We start from the raw sequence: 17,625 nt of genomic DNA on the forward strand, positions 1-17,625 counted from the left end.
ACAAGCAATTTTCCTGCAATAAAACGGGTTTTTACGGGCGTATTTATAGTGATAATCATAAGATATCTGGTTCGTGAGACGCTGAAAAGCCAGTTGGCGATCCTATTCATCCTGCTACTCATTTTCTTCTGTCAGAAACTGGTCAGGATCCTCGGCGCCGCTGTTGATGGCGATATCCCGACAAATCTGGTGCTCTCGCTGTTAGGGCTGGGCGTACCTGAAATGGCGCAGCTTATTCTGCCCCTGAGTTTATTCCTCGGGCTGCTGATGACGCTGGGCAAACTGTATACCGAAAGCGAAATCACGGTGATGCACGCCTGCGGCCTGAGTAAGGCCGTGCTGGTGAAAGCCGCCATGATCCTTGCGCTCTTTACGGGCATTATCGCGGCGGTCAACGTGATGTGGGCCGGGCCCTGGTCGTCCCGTCATCAGGATGAAGTGCTGGCGGAAGCGAAAGCAAACCCCGGCATGGCCGCGCTGGCCCAGGGCCAGTTCCAGCAGGCCAGCGACGGCAGCGCAGTGCTGTTTATTGAGAACGTCAACGGCAACCGTTTCAGCGACGTCTTCCTTGCCCAACTGCGGCCACGAGGCAACGCGCGCCCTTCGGTGGTGGTCGCGGATACCGGCGAGCTCTCGCTGCGTAAAGACGGTTCGCAGGTGGTGACCATGAATCAGGGCACCCGCTTTGAAGGCACCGCGATGCTGCGCGACTTCCGCATTACCGACTTTAAAAACTATCAGGCGATTGTTGGCCATCAGGCGGTGGCCTCCGATCCGAACGATACCGAGCAGATGGATATGCGCACCCTGTGGCGTACCGATACCGATCGCGCCCGGGCGGAGCTGCACTGGCGCTTCACGCTGGTGGCAACGGTATTCATCATGGCGCTAATGGTGGTGCCGCTCAGCGTGGTGAACCCGCGCCAGGGTCGCGTGCTGTCGATGCTGCCGGCGATGCTGCTCTATCTGGTGTTCTTCCTGCTGCAAACGTCGATTAAATCGAGCGGCGGTAAAGGCAAAATGGATCCGATGATCTGGATGTGGGCGGTAAACCTGCTCTATTTCGCGTTGGCCGTGCTGTTGAACTTGTGGGATACGGTGCCGATGCGCCGCTTCCGTGCCCGTTTTAACAAAGGAGCGGCGTGATGCAGGCGTTTGGCGTACTTGACCGTTATATCGGTAAGACGATTTTCAATACCATCATGATGACCCTGTTCATGCTGGTTTCCCTGTCGGGCATCATCAAGTTTGTCGACCAGCTGAAAAAGGCCGGGCAGGGCAACTATGATGCGTTAGGGGCCGGAATCTACACAATTCTCAGTGTGCCGAAAGATATCCAGATCTTCTTCCCGATGGCGGCGCTGCTCGGCGCGCTGCTGGGGTTGGGCATGCTGGCGCAGCGTAGCGAGCTGGTGGTGATGCAGGCTTCCGGCTTTACCCGCCTCCAGGTGGCGCTGTCGGTGATGAAAACCGCGATTCCGCTGGTGCTGCTGACCATGGCGATGGGCGAGTGGGTAGCCCCGCAGGGCGAGCAGATGGCGCGCAACTATCGTGCTCAGCAGATGTACGGTGGTTCGCTGCTTTCCACTCAGCAGGGCCTGTGGGCGAAAGACGGCCATAACTTTGTTTATATCGAGCGGGTAAAAGGTAACGATGAGCTGGGCGGAGTGAGCATCTACGCGTTTAACGACCAGCGCCGTCTGCAGTCCGTTCGCTACGCCGCTTCGGCAAAATTCGATACCGAAAATAAGCTCTGGCGACTGTCGCAGGTGGATGAATCCGACCTGACCGATCCGAAACAGGTCACGGGGACGCAGACCGTCAGCGGGACCTGGAAGACCAACCTGACGCCGGATAAGCTTGGCGTGGTGGCGCTGGATCCGGATGCGTTGTCAATCAGCGGCCTGCACAACTATGTTACCTATCTGAAGTCCAGCGGTCAGGATCCGGGCCGCTATCAGCTCAATATGTGGAGCAAAATCTTCCAGCCGCTGTCGGTGGCGGTGATGATGCTGATGGCGCTGTCGTTTATCTTTGGCCCGCTGCGTAGCGTGCCGATGGGCGTCAGAGTCGTGACCGGGATCAGCTTCGGCTTTATCTTCTACGTGCTGGACCAGATTTTCGGCCCGCTCACCCTGGTCTACGGCATCCCGCCGATAATCGGCGCGCTGTTGCCGAGCGCCAGCTTCTTCTTGCTGAGCCTCTGGCTGATGATGCGTAAATCCTGACGTAACGCGCCCCCTTCCTGAATCAGAAAGGGGGCGTTTTTTTAGCGTTTCCGTCCGCCAAGTAAGCTTCCCAGCATTCCCCTGACTATCTGCCTGGTGACCTGACGTACCGCGCTCTTCGCTGCCGTTTGCACAATGCCGTCGCGTTTGCCGCCGCGCGGCCCGGTAGTGCCGAACAGGATATCTTTGAGCCCGCCGAGCAGGCCGTCGTCATCGCCGTTTGGCTGGCCTTTTGCGGGCGGGGATTGCTGCTGCTCAGTTGTGGCCTGCACGCCCTGCTGCAGCATTTCAAACGCCGATTCACGGTCGATCTCTTCTTCATATTTTCCGTACAGCGGCGAGTGGTTAAGCAGTCCGTTACGTTCGTCATCGGTGACCGGGCCCATGCGCGAGCAGGGCGCGATAACCATCGCCCGCTCTACTATCGAGGGGCTGCCTTTCTCATCAAGAAAGGAGATCAGCGCCTCGCCGGTGCCCAGCTCCTGGATCGCCTGCTCGGTGCTGAACGCCGGATTCGCGCGCATAGTTTGCGCGGCGGTTTTTACCGCTTTTTGGTCTTTCGGCGTGAAAGCGCGCAGGGCGTGCTGCACCCGATTGCCCAGTTGACCCAGCACCGCATCGGGAATGTCCGCCGGGTTTTGTGAAACAAAATAGACTCCGACGGCTTTAGAACGAATCAGGCGGATGACCTGCTCGATTTTATCCAGCAGCACCTGGGGCGCATCGTTAAACAGCAGATGCGCCTCATCGAAGAAAAAGACCAGCTTTGGCTTTTCCTGGTCACCGGCCTCCGGCAGACGTTCGTAAAGCTCGGAAAGCATCCACAGCAGGCTGGCGGCGTACAGCTTCGGCATCTGATAGAGCTTTTCCGCGCTCAGGATATTAATTACCCCTTTACCCTGCGCATCAACGCGCATCCAGTCCTGGATATCGAGCATGGGTTCGCCGAAAAAGTGCTCTGCACCCTGCTGCTCCAGGGTCAGCAATCCGCGCTGAATCGCCCCGACGGAGGCGCTGCTGATGTTGCCGTACTGGTTCTGAAAAGCTTTGGCGTTGTCGCCAATGTGTTGGGTAATCGCGCGCAGGTCTTTAAAGTCGAGCAGCAGCAGCCCGCGGTCGTCGGCGATCCGGAAGATGATATTCAATACCCCGGACTGAACCTCATTGAGGTTGAGCAGGCGAGCCAGCAGCAGCGGCCCGAGATCGGAAACCGTGGCGCGGACCGGGTGGCCTTTCTCGCCAAAGATATCCCATAGCACTACCGGATTAGCATGCGGCTGCCAGTCCGTTGCGCCGATTTTTTCCAGCCGCGCCTGCAGTTTTTCCGAACTTTGGCCCGCCTCAGCGATACCGGTAAGGTCGCCTTTCACATCGGCCATAAATACCGGAACGCCGATTTCCGAGAAAGATTCCGCCAGCTTTTGCAGCGTGACGGTTTTACCGGTCCCCGTGGCGCCGGTAATTAAGCCGTGGCGGTTCGCCATAGCGGGCAATAAATGCAGCTGTTTTTCCAGCGTGCGTGCAATCAGCAGCGGTGAGCTCATGAGCGATTTCTCCATTTATCCTGCTGCGAGTATAGGCAACCTGATAGCAAAAGTGGGGAGATCGCGCACGCCTTCGCTTATTCCCTTCAGGCGCAGTGGCGCTGAACTAACGCGATACTCTGCTCGATTTCGCGGCGGATATCGTCTTCGCTCCAGTTTGCCAGCTCCGGTGAGAAGGGCTCGAACGCATATACGCCCTGATAGCCGCGGGCCTCCAGGTTTTTGACCTGCTCGCAGCTTTGCAGCTGGTCTTTTTCGGTCAGCATAATGCGTTCGTTGTCGGTCAGGGTTTCGCGCGGGCGGGTATCTTCTACGCCGGAAAGGTGCACCAGGCCGATTTCGCCGATATCCACCTGGCTAAACTCCTGCTCCGCCTGTGGATAAAGATGATGGTGAAAGGTATCGATCAGCAGCTTAAACGGCACCCGTGCGTCGTGAATCAGCGTTTGCGCCTGCGCCGAGGAGCGCAGCGAGCTTTGCGGGAAGCCGAGCGGCTCGACGAGTCCCTCAATGCCATAGAAGGCGAATAGCGGCGCCAGGTCGCGCAGGGCGTTAAGGGTTTCGCTCGCCGGAACCTCGGTACCATCGTTCAGTGGACACAGCACCAGCGATTTCGCGCCGACGGCTTTGGCCTCTTTTAGCAGGGACTCCGTCAGGCTGCGAACCTCTGCGGTGCGGCAGTTGAAAGGATAAACCGCGTTGATAGTGAGGATCTCAATATGGTAGCGGTCAGCCAGTTCACGAACCTGCTGGTGGCTCAGGTCGTCGGTCACTTTTCCGCTGGGGAGGTCGTTACGTAGCTCGACTTTGTTTAGCCCGAGGCTGTTCACCAGCCGGAAGAAGGCCTCAATGCTGAGGGAAGGGGCAATCTTGCGGTTGATACAGAAACGCTGTGCTGCAATAGCCATTTTGACTCTCCTGAAATAGATAGTTCGGCGTCGTTCGATTACCCCATAGTCAAAACATTTATTCCAAAATTAGCAATGCATGAAATGGCGATTTTTTGAGCCGACTCGCAAAATATTTTTCTTGTCTTCTTGCATTGCGGCGGGTTCCGGAAGGCGCTACACCTGCTCTCTTTTTATGGGGGCTTTGCCTGTAAGACAGCGTTTCCTTACAAGAAAATGCGACCATCATCACCAAAATACAATTTCATTAATGATGAATATTGAAATATTAATTTCATTTTACTACGGTACAACACAGCAGATCCAGTAATGGGCCGTACTGCGTTGGCCCCCGATACCCCATACATATGAGGCGAGAGCATGACTATCACAGGAAACTTTATTGGCGGGAAGACCGTTACCAGCGGCAGCAACAATACAATGCCGGTTTTCGACCCCGCGACGGGCAAAGTGGTCCGCGAAGTCACGTTATCGACCGCGCAGGAAGTCTCCGATGCGATTCAGGTGGCGCATGATGCTTTTGATGGCTGGTCGCGTACCACGCCGCTGCGCCGGGCCCGCGTGCTGTTTAATTTTAAAATGTTACTTGAACAGCACGCTGAAGAGCTGGCGGGGATTATCGTCAGCGAACACGGTAAAGTCTTTTCCGATGCGATGGGCGAACTGACGCGCGGCATGGAAGTCGTTGAGTTTGCCTGCGGGATTCCGCACCTGATCAAAGGCGAGTTCTCATCGGATGTCGGCACCGGCGTCGATAGCTATTCTCTGATGCAGCCGCTGGGCGTAGTGGCGGGCATTACGCCGTTCAACTTCCCGGCGATGGTTCCGATGTGGATGTTCCCGCTGGCGCTGGCCTGCGGCAACAGCTTTGTCCTTAAGCCGCCAGCGCTGGCCCCTGGCGCTGCGGTGCGCCTGGCGGAGTTGCTGAAAGAAGCGGGGCTGCCGGACGGCGTCTTTAACGTGGTGCACTGCAGCAATGAAGATGCTGAGCAGCTGTACAAGGATCCGCGTATTGCGGCGGTAAGCTTTGTGGGATCTTCCGGCGTGGCGGAGCATATTTATAAAACCGCCAGCGCTTATGGTAAGCGCGTTCAGGCATTTGGCGCGGCGAAAAACCACGCGATTGTGATGCCGGATGCCGATCTTGATGCCACCGTGAATGCGATAATGGGCGGCGCGTTCGGCTCTGCGGGCGAGCGCTGCATGGCGCTGCCGGTGGTCGTCGCTGTGGGCGATGAAACGGCAGATAAACTCATTGCGCGCCTCAAGCCGCTGGTGGAGTCCCTGAAGGTCGGCCCGGGCTGTATGCGCGGAAAAGAAGAGAACGAAATGGGTCCGGTCGTCTCAGAGGCGCATCAGAAAAAAGTGCTGGGATATATTGATAAAGGCGTCAGCGAAGGGGCGACGCTGGTAGTTGACGGGCGCAAGCTGCGAGTTGCCGGTTTCGAAGAGGGTTACTACGTTGGCGGAACGCTGTTCGACAACGTGACGCCGGAAATGACTATCTGGCGCGAAGAGATTTTTGGCCCGGTACTGGGTATTGTCCGCGTGGCGGACTACCACAGCGCGCTGGAGCTGGTAAACAGCCATGAGTTCGGCAACGGCAGCGCCGTCTTTACCAGCAACGGCCACACCGCGCGTGAGTTTGTACATGATGTCCAGGCCGGAATGGTTGGGGTCAACGTGCCGGTACCCGTTCCAATGGCCTTCCATAGCTTTGGCGGCTGGAAACGCTCCGTATTTGGCGCACTGAACGTGCATGGGCCGGATGGCGTGCGTTTCTATACGCGTATGAAAACCGCCACCGTCCGCTGGCCGCAGGGTCAGCAAACCGTATCTGAATTCAGCATGCCGACGTTAGGCTAATCGGCGAAGGAGAGCGCCATGTCTTTACTGGCTAAAGCAAAAAAAGAAGGGCAGATTCAGCACATCACCCCGCTGAGCGCGGGGTGGAAGTACATTGGTTTTGATGTCTGGATGTTAAAGAAAGGGCAAACCGTTACCCTGGAAAGCGGCGATCGCGAGCTGTGCCTGGTGCTGGTCGCCGGGCTGGCTTCGGTAAAAACCTCGCAGGCCGATTTTCCGAATCTGGGCCAGCGTATGTCGCCGTTTGAGCGGACCCCGCCCTGGTCAGTTTACGTGCCGCCGCAGGATAAAGTCGAAGTGACGGCAGATTCTGACCTTGAGCTGGCGGTATGCAGCGCCCCGGGTAAAGGAACTTTACCGGCTCGAGTTATCTCCCCGCAGGACGTGGGCGTAGAGCATCGCGGTAAAGGGCGTAACCAGCGGCTGGTGCACAATATTCTGCCGGATAGCGCGCAGGCGGACTGCCTGCTGGTGGTAGAGGTTTACACTGACGAAGGAGCGACCAGCTCATGGCCGTCGCACAAGCACGACACGGCGCTGCCGGGTCAGGAAACTCAGTTGGAAGAGACCTACTACCACCGTTTCGATCCGCCGCAGGGTTTTGCCTTCCAGCGCGTCTATACCGATGACCGTAGCCTTGATGCCTGTATGGCTCCCTACAACCACGATGTGGTCATGGTACCGCGCGGCTACCATCCGGTAGCGGCGATCGCCGGGTATGACAGCTATTATCTGAACGTGATGGCCGGTCCGGATCGCAAATGGATGTTTACCTGGGAAGAGGATCACGCGTGGATCAACAGCCCTGATTATCCCCGCCACGATTAACAACCGTTGATGACAAAAAGGCCGGTTAGCCATGCTAGCCAGCCTTTTTGATCCTGTAGCCCGAATAAGATCGTCGTCGCAATTCTGCCACATCCCCGGCTCGCGCTGCGCTCAGCCGGGCTACGGGTTTACCGTCGTCTGCGGACAAGTCGCCCGGATAAGACGTTTACGTCGCAATCCGGGAATAATGAAAAATTTAAGCCAGCTGCTTCGTTTCTGCATCCTTGCTGCTGTTCAGCGCCAGCGAGACCGCCAGAGTCTGAGCCAGACACAGGGAGGCCACCTGCGAGCGGAAACCATCAACCTGCGCCTCGCGCACGACAAAGCAGACGTCGCTGAAGGCCGCCAGCGGGCTGACCTGGCTGTCGGTAATCGCTATCTGACGTGCTTTACGCTGCGCGCCGAGCTCCACCAGTTCAACCACTTCCCGCGCATACGGAGAGAAGCTCACCGCCACGACGACATCTTTCGGCCCGACCAGGCTGAGCTGTTCGGTAAACATGCCGCCCAGACCGTCAATCAGGAACGCTTTACGGTCCAGATGGCGCAGGGCGTAGGTCAGATAGGAGGCGACGCTAAAAGAGCGGCGCAGGCCGATAACGTAGATATTTTCCGCTTCCGCCAACAGCGCGACCGCACGCTGCAGATCGTCGCCGGAGGTCTGCATCGCCAGCTGCTGCAGCGCCTGAGTATTAACCATAGTGAACATATTCAGAATTTCGGTCGGCGTTTCCGGCGGGGTTGCGTCATCCGTGGTGGTCTGGCGGAACAGACGCGCGCGCTCGGTATAGTTAGCGGTCTCTTCCATCAGGTGCTGCTTGAACATCTGCTTCATTTCGTTGAAACCGCTAAAACCAAAGGCGTTAGCGAAGCGGATCAGCGTGGAAGGGGGGACGTCAGCTTGTTGCGCGATAGAGGCCACGGTATCGAAAGCCACGCTATTGCTGTTATCGAGAATATAGCGGGCTACCTGTTTCAGGCGTTTGCTTAACGTATCGTAGCGACGCCTGATTTCATCCTGCAAGATGGTAAGTTGGGTCGGATTATTGGCCATAGATTGCGCTCTGAGAAAATGAAAGGAATATAATTTCCAGTGTATCAAATGAAGCGAATTTTTCATTTACTACGATGAAATACGCGATTCATTTCACGAAGATCCAGAAAAAAGCCCGCATCTTTGGGAAAGGATGCGGGCCAGGTTAGTATCAGCCGCGGGCTTCGCGCCAGTAGCCGATGAGCGTGAGATAGTTGCGTTTGACTTCGTCAATCAGCGCCTCATCGCTGAGCTCTCCCTGCATCCAGCGCCGTGAGGGCAGGCCAAAAATGGTGCGTCCTACCGCAAAGCCTTTGATCATCGGATGCTTCGCCGCTTCGGCAAAACCGGCGCGCAGGCGATCCGATGGGGCGTCCAGACCGAGGATTAAAATTCCGCGACACCAGCTATCTTCGCGCGCGATCAGTTTACCGATCCTTTCCCACTCCGCGCTCGACAGCGGCGGCAGCTTCCACCAGTCCGGCTGGATGCCCAGCTGATAGAAGTGCTCCAGCATGTCGTGGTAATGGCGTTCATCTTTATCCGGACCGTTTTCCGGCAGGATGATTTCCAGCAGCAGCTCATGCCCGGACTTATTGCACGCCTGCCAGACCTCCAGCAGCAGCGCATCCTGTTCAGCGCGCAGTTCGGCAGGGTCGGCCGGGTGGTAGAAGACCAGGCATTTCACGACGTGCTCCAGCGGCCAGTCGATAAGCTGGGAACCGATGTTGCCATGTTCCAGGCGCAGCGGGCGCGAGCTTGGCATTTCAATCGGCCGGCCAATCCACCAGCCCTTGCCGGTGATGGCATTGAGCGAGCGCTGGCCGTAGGTGCCATCGGCGAGAATGCCGCTGCGGCCGTCAAGACCGGCTTCGTCTCCGGCGGCTTCCGCGGCCGCCAGCAGCAGCAGCTTCAGCTGCGGAATACAGGATTCATCACGCCCGGTTTCCAGCGCCAGGTCTGCCAGCTGCTTACGGTGGTCAAAGGCGAAAATGCACAGCTCCGGCCACGCCTGGCGGCGGCTGGTGACGCGATGGAGATGGTTGAGGCGAGCGTCGATATCCGGACGCGGGACAGATTCTGCTCGCGACAGATAGTCGTCAAGTTCGGCTTTGGTTGGCATCGCGGGCGCGCAGCCGTGACGTGAAACCACCAGCGCGCCGCAGGCGTTAGCGTAGCGACAGGCCTGCTCCCAGCCTTCGTCGTTAAGCCAGCCGCGCAGCAGGCCGGACATAAAGGCATCGCCAGCGCCGAGGACGTTAAGCACGTCTACGCGCACGCCCTGCTGCAGCGGCACGCTATCCCAGCTGTCGGGAATGTCGCCTTCCAGCACCACGCAGCCCATCGGACCGCGTTTGCAAACCAGCGTCGCTTTCGTGGCGTTACGCACGTTTTTCAGCGCGGTCAGAGTATCGGTACTGCCGCCGGCAATATGAAACTCCTCTTCAGTCCCCACCACTAAATCGAACAGATGCAGGACTTCCTGCAGCTGGCTGGTCACCTGACCGGACTCAATGAAACGCGTTTCGCCGTCGCCTAAAGAGGTTAACCCCCAAAGCACCGGACGATAGTCGATATCCAGCGCCGTACGCAGGCCGTGACGGCGCGCGTACTCCAGCGCCTTCAGCACCGCTTCACGCGTGTTGGCGTGCGAAAGGTGGGTACCGGTTACCGCCAGCGCCCGGGAGGAGGCGATGTACTCTTCCTTAATGTCTTCTGGCGAAAGGGCCATATCGGCGCAGTTATCGCGGTAAAAAATGAGCGGAAATGTCTCCTGATCTTTAATCCCCAGCATCACTAACGCCGTCAGGCGCTGCTTATCGGTGATCAGATATTCGGTATCGACGCCGGCGCGGCTGAGCGTTTCGCGTAAAAAACGACCATTGTGCTCATCGCCCACGCGGGCAAGCATCGCCGATTTTAATCCCTGTATAGCGGTGCCGAAGGCGACGTTGCCGGAAGAGCCACCCAGGTACTTAGAAAAACTGGCAACATCTTCCAGCCTCGCGCCAATCTGCTGGGCATAGAGATCGACTGCCACCCGGCCAATACAGATGACGTCGAGTCGCTTTACTGCTGCATTCATAGCTAGGGTTTCCTTTTGCATTTCTGCTGTACGGAAGAGTCGGGATGCCGACAGCGTCTCCGAAAACAGCCTGAGGGTTATTGGTTATCCCTAGTTTGAGAAATAAATATTTCATTTGCAAACTAGATCGAAATTAAAAAACCAAAAATGTGAGGGATATACCACTCTGCCGCGCCGAGCCCCATTCTGCCTCAGATCCTGCGCGCCGAGGTAAAGCTGAACTACCGGCCATTTACTATCACTCTTTACCTATGATTTTTAAGGGGATATTAAGAGCAGTACCGCGTAAATTGCGTGTTATCCCGGATACAGGATGTGAATGAAACGGGTGAAATGCATAGAGAGTTTGATCCCTCTCGCAAAATGAAATATTTCTTCTGTATTTCTATTTAATGAAAAAAATGTTTGCCTATAATCCAGAAGTATTCCAGTGGCGTTAACGATTTTCCTGGCCCATCGCTTGTCACGCTGGGCGGGGTAAAACGCTGACCTACACGCAAATACTGAACAATAAGGATTGGGCAACATGGGCAAACTGAGACTGACAATGGCGCAGGCGCTGGTGAAGTTCCTGGATAACCAGTACCTGGAAGTCGATGGCGAAGAGCATAAGTTCGTTAAAGGCATCTTTGCTATCTTTGGCCACGGCAACGTGCTGGGAATGGGCCAGGCTCTTGAACAAGATAGCGGTGAAATGCGGGTCTATCAGGGGCGTAACGAGCAAGGGATGGCGCATGTCGCCACCGGTTTTGCCAGACAGTCCCTGCGTCGTCAGATTATTGCCTGCACCTCCTCCATTGGCCCCGGCGCGGCAAACATGATTACCGCTGCCGCCACCGCGACCGCCAACCGCATCCCTCTGCTGCTGCTGCCGGGAGATGTGTTTGCGACCCGCCAGCCTGACCCGGTGTTACAGCAAATTGAGCAGAGCCACGATCTCAGCATTACCACTAATGACGCGTTTCGCGCGGTGAGTAAATACTGGGATCGCATCACCCGTCCGGAACAGCTGATGAGCGCCTGCATCAACGCCATGCGTGTGTTGACCGACCCGGCGGAAACCGGTGCGGTCACGCTCTGTCTGCCGCAGGATGTCCAGGGCGAAGCCTGGGATTATCCGCAGTCCTTCTTTACCCGTCGGGTACACCGCCTTGACCGCCGTCCGGCCAGCGTCGCACAGCTGGCGGATGCGGTGGCGGCGATTAAAGCCAGCCGTAAGCCGCTGATCGTCTGCGGCGGCGGGGTGAAATACTCCGGCGCCGGCGAAGCGTTGACCCATTTTGCCGAACGCTACGGCGTACCGTTTGCCGAAACCCAGGCGGGTAAAGGCAGCGTTGTCTCTTCGCATCCGTATAACGTGGGCGGCGTCGGCGAAACCGGCTGCCTGGCAGCGAACCTGCTGGCGAAAGAGGCGGACTTAGTCATCGGTCTCGGCACGCGTTTCAGCGATTTCACCACCTCGTCAAAATGGATTTTCCAGCACCCGGGCGTGCGCTTCCTCAATATTAACGTCAGCAACTTCGATGCCTGGAAGCTGGATGGGATTCCGATGCTGGCGGATGCCCGCGAAGCCCTCACCGCCCTCGATGACGCCCTGTCCGGCGAATCCTGGCAAGCAGGCTGGGGCGAGCAGATTGAAAGCGTGCAGAGCCGCCAGCTGAAAGAGACCCAGCGCGTTTACCAGGCGGTATGGCAGGAAACCGCTTTCGTCCCGGAAATCGACGACCATCTGGATCGGGAATCGGTGTATCGCGAATTTCGCCAGATAACCGACTCCACCCTGACGCAAAGCAGCGTCCTTGGCGTACTCAACGAAACGCTGCCGGCGGATGCGGTGATTGTGGCGGCGGCGGGGAGCCTGCCGGGAGATCTGCAGCGCGTCTGGCGCAATCGGGCCACCAACACCTATCACGTTGAATACGGCTACTCCTGCATGGGGTATGAAGTCAGCGCCGCGCTGGGCGTGAAGTTAGCCCAACCGCAAAGCGAGGTCTATTCGCTGGTCGGCGACGGCTCATTCATGATGCTGCACTCCGAGCTGGTGACCTCCCTGCAGGAGCGCGCGAAGATCAACATCGTACTGCTCGACAACATGGCCAACGGCTGTATCAACAACCTGCAGATGGAACACGGTATGGACAGCTTCGGCACCGAGTTCCGCTTCCGCTGCGCCGAATCGGGCCAGCTGCAGGGCGGCCTGGTACCGGTAGATTTCGCCACCGTCGCTGCCGGCTACGGCTGCAAAACCTGGCGCGTCACGACGCTAGAAGAACTACGCCACGCGCTGGACGCCGCGCGCCGCGAAACCGTCAGCACCCTGATAGACATTAAAGTGCTGCCGAAAACCATGGTGCACAAATATGGCAGCTGGTGGAACGTCGGCGTCGCGCAGTCTGCGCTCTCCGAGCGGATCCGTAAGGTTGCGCAAATGATCAATGAAAAACGCGCTCAGGCGCGGGATTACTAAAACAGAACACAAACCCTGAACCCTACAAATCTCGGGAGAAAACCAACTATGTCACTCAAATTAGGTGTCATCGGTGCCGGCGCTATCGGTAAAGAACATATCCGTCGTTGCACTCAGGTACTGCAGGGAGCCACGGTAGTGGCGGTTTCGGATATCAACGAAGAGAACGCGCGCGCCGCGGTTGCGCTGCCGGGCGTGCATGCCGAAGTGTACGCCGACGGTCATGACGTGATTAAGGCCAGCGATGTGGATGCCATTCTGGTCACCTCATGGGACCCCACCCACGAAGAGTACACGCTGGCCGCCATCGCCGCCGGGAAGCCGGTGTTCTGCGAGAAGCCGCTGGCGATGAGCGCGGAAGGCTGCCGCCGCATCGTTGATGCGGAAATGAAAGCCGGTCGCCGCCTGGTACAGGTCGGATTTATGCGTCCTTATGACGAAGGCTATCTGGCGCTGAAAAAAGTGATCGATGACGGCGATATCGGCGCGCCGCTGATGCTGCGCTGCGCGCACCGCAACCAGTCGGTAGGTGAGGATTACATCACCAACATGGCGATCACCAACACCCTGATTCACGAGCTGGATGTACTGCGCTGGCTGCTGAATGACGACTATGTTTCCGTGCAGGTGCGCTTTCCGCGCTCCACTTCCCACACCCATGCGCGCCTGAAAGACCCGCAGATCGTGTCGTTTGAAACGAAAAAAGGCACGCTGATCGACGTGGAAGTCTTTGTGAACTGTCAGTACGGCTATGACATCCAGTGTGAAGTGGTGGGGGAAACCGGTATTGCCCGCCTGCCTGAGCCGTCGGCTGTGCAGATGCGCAAAGCCGCTAACCTGTCGACCGCTATCCTGACCGACTGGAAGGATCGCTTTATCAAAGCGTATGACGTTGAGCTGCAGGCCTTTATCAATGATGTTCAGGCCGGCCAGCTGCACGGCCCATCGGCATGGGATGGCTACGCGGCATCCGTTGCAGCCGACGCCTGTATCAAAGCCCAGGGCACCAGCGAACCGGTTGAGGTGACGCTGCCTGAGTGCCCTGATTTCTACAAACGCTAATCCCGCTTTGCTGACGGAACTTCTTTGCACAGGTAACGACGATGAAAATTGCTTTTGACGTTGATGTCATTAAAGACCTCGGGGTCACCCGAATGGTCCATCAGGTGGCGGAGTGGGGCTACAAGTACATTGAGCAATCGCCGCACCCGCAGATCAACCCGTTCTACAAGCACCCGCGCGCCAGCCGGGAAATTATGGCTGAGTACAAGCAGGCGCTGCGCGATACCGGCGTAGAGCTCTCTTCGTTTATCTGCGTCTACCGCTGGTCCGGTCCGGATGAGCTGCGCCGTCAGGCAGCAGTAAAAAACTGGAAACGGCTGATCGAAATCGCGGTTGAAATGGGTGTACAGGTGATCAACACCGAGTTCTCCGGCGATCCTAACCAGCCGGAGATTTGCGATGAGATGTTCTATCGCTCCATGGAAGAGCTGCTGCCGATTTTTGAGCGCGAAGGCATCCGCGTTGAAATTCAGGCGCATCCGTGGGACTTCTGCGAAGAGAACAACGAAACCGTCGATATCGTGAAGTCGTTCCGCAGCGATAACGTTAAGTACGTTTACAGCGTCCCGCACACCTTCTTCTATGACAAAGGCGTGGGCGACGTTGAGAAGATGCTGCGCTACGCGGGAAGCGATCTCTCCCATGTACTGATCGCGGATACCCGCAACCATACAAAACACTGCCGCTATATCGTTAACCCACCGGGCGTAGATGCCGTCGTTCACCAGCACGTGGGCGTCGGGGAAGGGGATGTTGATTTCGACGCGCTGTTCCGCACCCTGCGCGATATGAAATTTGCCGAGCAGACCTTCAAGGTCGGCGGTGAGCCTATCGTGGCCACCTCGCTGTTCGGCTACCCGGAAAAAATGAAATACCAGGCAGTGGAAACCCGTGAACTCATCGAACGTGAATTGCTGCGCCGGTAGGCGCAGCGGCAGGAGCCCCCTACTATGAACAAAGATAACGTAAAACTGGCTATCGCCCCGATTGGCTGGACTAACGACGATATGCCGGAGCTGGGCAGCGAGAATACTTTTCAGCAAATCGTCAGCGAAATGGCGCTGGCGGGTTTTACCGGCAGCGAAGTCGGCAGCAAATATCCACGCGATCCGGCGGTTCTCAAGCCGATGCTGGATATCCGCGGCATTCAGATTTGCAACGCCTGGTTCAGCACCTTTTTTGCTAACGGCCAGCGGGAAAAAACCATTGATGAATTCGTTAACCACATGAATTTCCTGCATGCTATGGGCGCGAAAGTGATCGGCTGCTCGGAGCAGAGCGGCAGTATTCAGGGGCTGGAAAAGCCTATCCTGGAGAATGAGAAACCGTGCTTTAGCGAAGAAGAGTGGCAGCGGGTGGCGGAAGGCTATAACACCCTCGGTCGTCTGGCGGCGGAAAAGGGCATGCAGGTCTGTCTGCACCACCATATGGGTACCGGTATTCAGACGACGGCAGAGATCGACAAGTTTATGTCGCTGGTGGATGACAAGGTCTTCCTGCTCTACGACACAGGACACGCCTGGTATTCCGAAGGCGGCGAAGAGCCGATGCTGGCGATTCTGAAAAAATATCTGCCGCGCATTAACCATGTTCACCTGAAAGACGTACGTCCGCCGGTGATCGAGCAGGTGCGCCGCGAAGGACTCTCCTTCCTGGACGGCGTGAAGAAGGGGACCTTCACCGTGCCGGGCGACGGCGTCATTGATTTCCGTCCAGTGTTTAAACTGCTGGACGAGCATGGCTATAAAGGCTGGATGGTGGTTGAGGCCGAGCAGGATCCGGCGCTGGCCAACCCATTCGAATACGCCGTAAAAGCGCGTAAATACATCCGCGAGACGGCAGGAATCTAATCGTTGTTTCATTTTCAGGCCATACGCTGTATGGCCTGCTTTTTTTGCCCCATCACTCAGCAGTAGCTCAAGACGTAGAACGAAAACAACACGTCGGTGAGGCCTCGGCCTCTGCATTCAGACTAGAGCAAATCTTCCCTCAAACAAGGCGGGTTACTGGAGTCTATTATGTCTAAGGAACAATATCTTACACTCAATAAAGCGTCGGGACCGAATAGCAATACCCCGACAACGCCCTTTGTAAAAGTTGTCGCCCTGATCGCGACGCTTGGCGGTTTACTTTTTGGCTATGATACCGGGGTGATTTCCGGTGCCTTACTCTTTATGGGCACCGAGCTTCATCTCACCCCCTTTACCACCGGTCTGGTCACCAGCTCGTTGCTGTTCGGCGCCGCCTTTGGCGCACTGCTATCTGGCAATCTGGCGAATGCGGCGGGCAGAAAGAAAATTATTCTGTGGCTGGCGGTGCTTTTTGCCATCGGCGCGATAGGTACCTCTATGGCGCCGGACGTTAACTGGATGATTTTCTTTCGTCTTATTCTCGGCGTCGCGGTCGGCGGGGCGGCGGCTACCGTTCCGGTCTATATTGCCGAGATAGCTCCCGCGAATAAGCGCGGACAGCTGGTTACTTTGCAGGAACTGATGATCGTATCCGGTCAACTGCTGGCCTATATTTCTAATGCCACGTTCCATGAAGTCTGGGGCGGGGAAAGCACCTGGCGCTGGATGCTGGCGGTGGCGACGCTACCCGCCGTGCTGCTCTGGTTTGGCATGATGTTTATGCCGGATTCACCGCGCTGGTACGCGATGAAAGGGCGCCTGGCGGAAGCCCGTCGCGTGCTTGAGCGCACCCGGCATAAAGATGATGTTGAGTGGGAGCTGCTGGAAATCACCGAAACGCTGGATGAACAGCGCAATCTCGGTAAGCCCCGGTTCAGCGAGATTATGACCCCGTGGTTGTTCAAGCTGTTTATGATCGGTATTGGTATAGCGGTTATTCAGCAGCTTACCGGTGTAAATACCATTATGTACTATGCCCCCACGGTACTGACCTCGGTTGGTATGACTGATAATGCCGCACTGTTTGCCACTATCGCCAACGGCGTAGTCTCAGTATTGATGACATTCGTTGGCATCTGGATGCTTGGCAAAATTGGCCGTCGCCCGATGACCATGATTGGTCAGTTCGGCTGCACCGCCTGCCTGGTCTTTATCGGTGCGGTCAGCTATCTGTTACCGGAGACGGTTAACGGCCAGCCTGATGCGCTGCGTGCCTATATGGTTCTGGCAGGGATGTTACTGTTTCTGAGCTTTCAGCAGGGGGCGCTGTCGCCGGTGACCTGGCTGCTTATGTCGGAAATTTTCCCAACCCGTCTGCGCGGTATTTTTATGGGGGGGGCGGTATTTTCAATGTGGATTGCCAACTTCCTGATCTCCCTGTTCTTCCCGATACTGCTGGCGTGGTTAGGGCTTTCAGGCACCTTTTTTATCTTCGCCGGTATTGGCGTATTTGGCGCGATATTCGTCATTAAATGCGTACCGGAAACTCGCCACCGTAGTCTTGAACAAATCGAGCACTATTTGCGGGATAAGCTGGACACCAGTGAAGAAGGGCAGGCCGCCAGGGCCCGGCGAATAGTGGCTGAATCGCAGGCGAATAAAGTGTAACGCTGAGCGGTATCTGCGATGCTGGAGCGGTACTCAGCGGTCTGTACGGACCGGGCTAATGAGCCGTATCGAACGATCCCCTCCC

Annotated in this window: 13 protein-coding genes; 9 read left to right on the plus strand and 4 right to left on the minus strand. The window is 56.9% G+C overall.

Translation table 11 applies throughout. The features are described 5' to 3' along the window. Positions 1 to 48: 48 nt before the first annotated feature. A complete protein-coding gene (lptF, locus tag ABLV75_RS05875; protein ID WP_004108862.1) occupies positions 49 to 1,146 on the plus strand; it encodes an LPS export ABC transporter permease LptF in 1,098 nt (365 codons plus the stop codon). Further along, entirely contained in the window at positions 1,146 to 2,228 is a 1,083-nt protein-coding gene (gene lptG, locus ABLV75_RS05880) for an LPS export ABC transporter permease LptG (RefSeq protein WP_004108859.1), read from the plus strand. Before lptF ends, lptG begins: the two co-directional genes overlap by 1 nt. Positions 2,229 to 2,269: 41 nt before the next feature. Here the strand turns inward: lptG and ABLV75_RS05885 are convergent, their stop codons facing one another. Together ABLV75_RS05885 and ABLV75_RS05890 are read right to left on the minus strand one after the other, a co-directional pair. Beyond that, on the minus strand, positions 2,270 to 3,772 hold the full coding sequence (locus ABLV75_RS05885; RefSeq protein ID WP_023320231.1) for a helicase HerA-like C-terminal domain-containing protein: 1,503 nt from the start codon (positions 3,770 to 3,772) through the stop codon (positions 2,270 to 2,272). Between the two features lie 86 nt (positions 3,773 to 3,858). Beyond that, positions 3,859 to 4,680, minus strand: coding sequence for a TIM barrel protein (locus tag ABLV75_RS05890; protein ID WP_049591348.1), 822 nt, complete (start codon positions 4,678 to 4,680; stop codon positions 3,859 to 3,861). Positions 4,681 to 5,040: 360 nt separating this feature from the next. On the opposite strand from ABLV75_RS05890, the gene ABLV75_RS05895 reads away from it, so the two are divergent. Both ABLV75_RS05895 and iolB read left to right on the plus strand, forming a co-directional pair. After that, positions 5,041 to 6,546, plus strand: coding sequence for a CoA-acylating methylmalonate-semialdehyde dehydrogenase (locus ABLV75_RS05895; protein ID WP_004108850.1), 1,506 nt, complete (start codon positions 5,041 to 5,043; stop codon positions 6,544 to 6,546). An 18-nt stretch (positions 6,547 to 6,564) separates the two neighbouring features. Then, a complete protein-coding gene (iolB, locus tag ABLV75_RS05900; protein WP_004117568.1) occupies positions 6,565 to 7,374 on the plus strand; it encodes a 5-deoxy-glucuronate isomerase in 810 nt (269 codons plus the stop codon). Positions 7,375 to 7,570: 196 nt separating this feature from the next. Here iolB and ABLV75_RS05905 read toward each other — a convergent pair whose 3' ends face one another. Next, positions 7,571 to 8,428: a MurR/RpiR family transcriptional regulator gene (locus ABLV75_RS05905; protein ID WP_004098142.1), complete on the minus strand. Its 858-nt coding sequence runs from the start codon at positions 8,426 to 8,428 to the stop codon at positions 7,571 to 7,573. 151 nt (positions 8,429 to 8,579) lie between these two features. Continuing rightward, positions 8,580 to 10,493, minus strand: coding sequence for a 5-dehydro-2-deoxygluconokinase (iolC, locus tag ABLV75_RS05910; protein ID WP_348854905.1), 1,914 nt, complete (start codon positions 10,491 to 10,493; stop codon positions 8,580 to 8,582). A gap of 526 nt (positions 10,494 to 11,019) precedes the next feature. On the opposite strand from iolC, the gene iolD reads away from it, so the two are divergent. The 5 genes from iolD to ABLV75_RS05935 all read left to right on the plus strand — a co-directional run bounded on the left by iolD (position 11,020) and on the right by ABLV75_RS05935 (position 17,540). After that, positions 11,020 to 12,960, plus strand: coding sequence for a 3D-(3,5/4)-trihydroxycyclohexane-1,2-dione acylhydrolase (decyclizing) (gene iolD / locus ABLV75_RS05915; RefSeq protein WP_004108842.1), 1,941 nt, complete (start codon positions 11,020 to 11,022; stop codon positions 12,958 to 12,960). 48 nt (positions 12,961 to 13,008) lie between these two features. Then, complete coding sequence (locus ABLV75_RS05920) at positions 13,009 to 14,022, plus strand: Gfo/Idh/MocA family oxidoreductase (RefSeq protein WP_004108840.1); 1,014 nt, start codon at positions 13,009 to 13,011, stop codon at positions 14,020 to 14,022. Positions 14,023 to 14,063: 41 nt separating this feature from the next. After that, on the plus strand, positions 14,064 to 14,948 hold the full coding sequence (locus ABLV75_RS05925) for a sugar phosphate isomerase/epimerase (protein WP_004098146.1): 885 nt from the start codon (positions 14,064 to 14,066) through the stop codon (positions 14,946 to 14,948). Between the two features lie 24 nt (positions 14,949 to 14,972). Beyond that, positions 14,973 to 15,872: a myo-inosose-2 dehydratase gene (gene iolE, locus ABLV75_RS05930; protein WP_004108838.1), complete on the plus strand. Its 900-nt coding sequence runs from the start codon at positions 14,973 to 14,975 to the stop codon at positions 15,870 to 15,872. A 168-nt stretch (positions 15,873 to 16,040) separates the two neighbouring features. Then, on the plus strand, positions 16,041 to 17,540 hold the full coding sequence (locus ABLV75_RS05935) for a sugar porter family MFS transporter (RefSeq protein ID WP_004108837.1): 1,500 nt from the start codon (positions 16,041 to 16,043) through the stop codon (positions 17,538 to 17,540). Positions 17,541 to 17,625 lie beyond the last annotated feature (85 nt).

Source organism: Klebsiella sp. CN_Kp066 (assembly GCF_040065135.1).
Lineage (GTDB): Bacteria > Pseudomonadota > Gammaproteobacteria > Enterobacterales > Enterobacteriaceae > Klebsiella > Klebsiella oxytoca.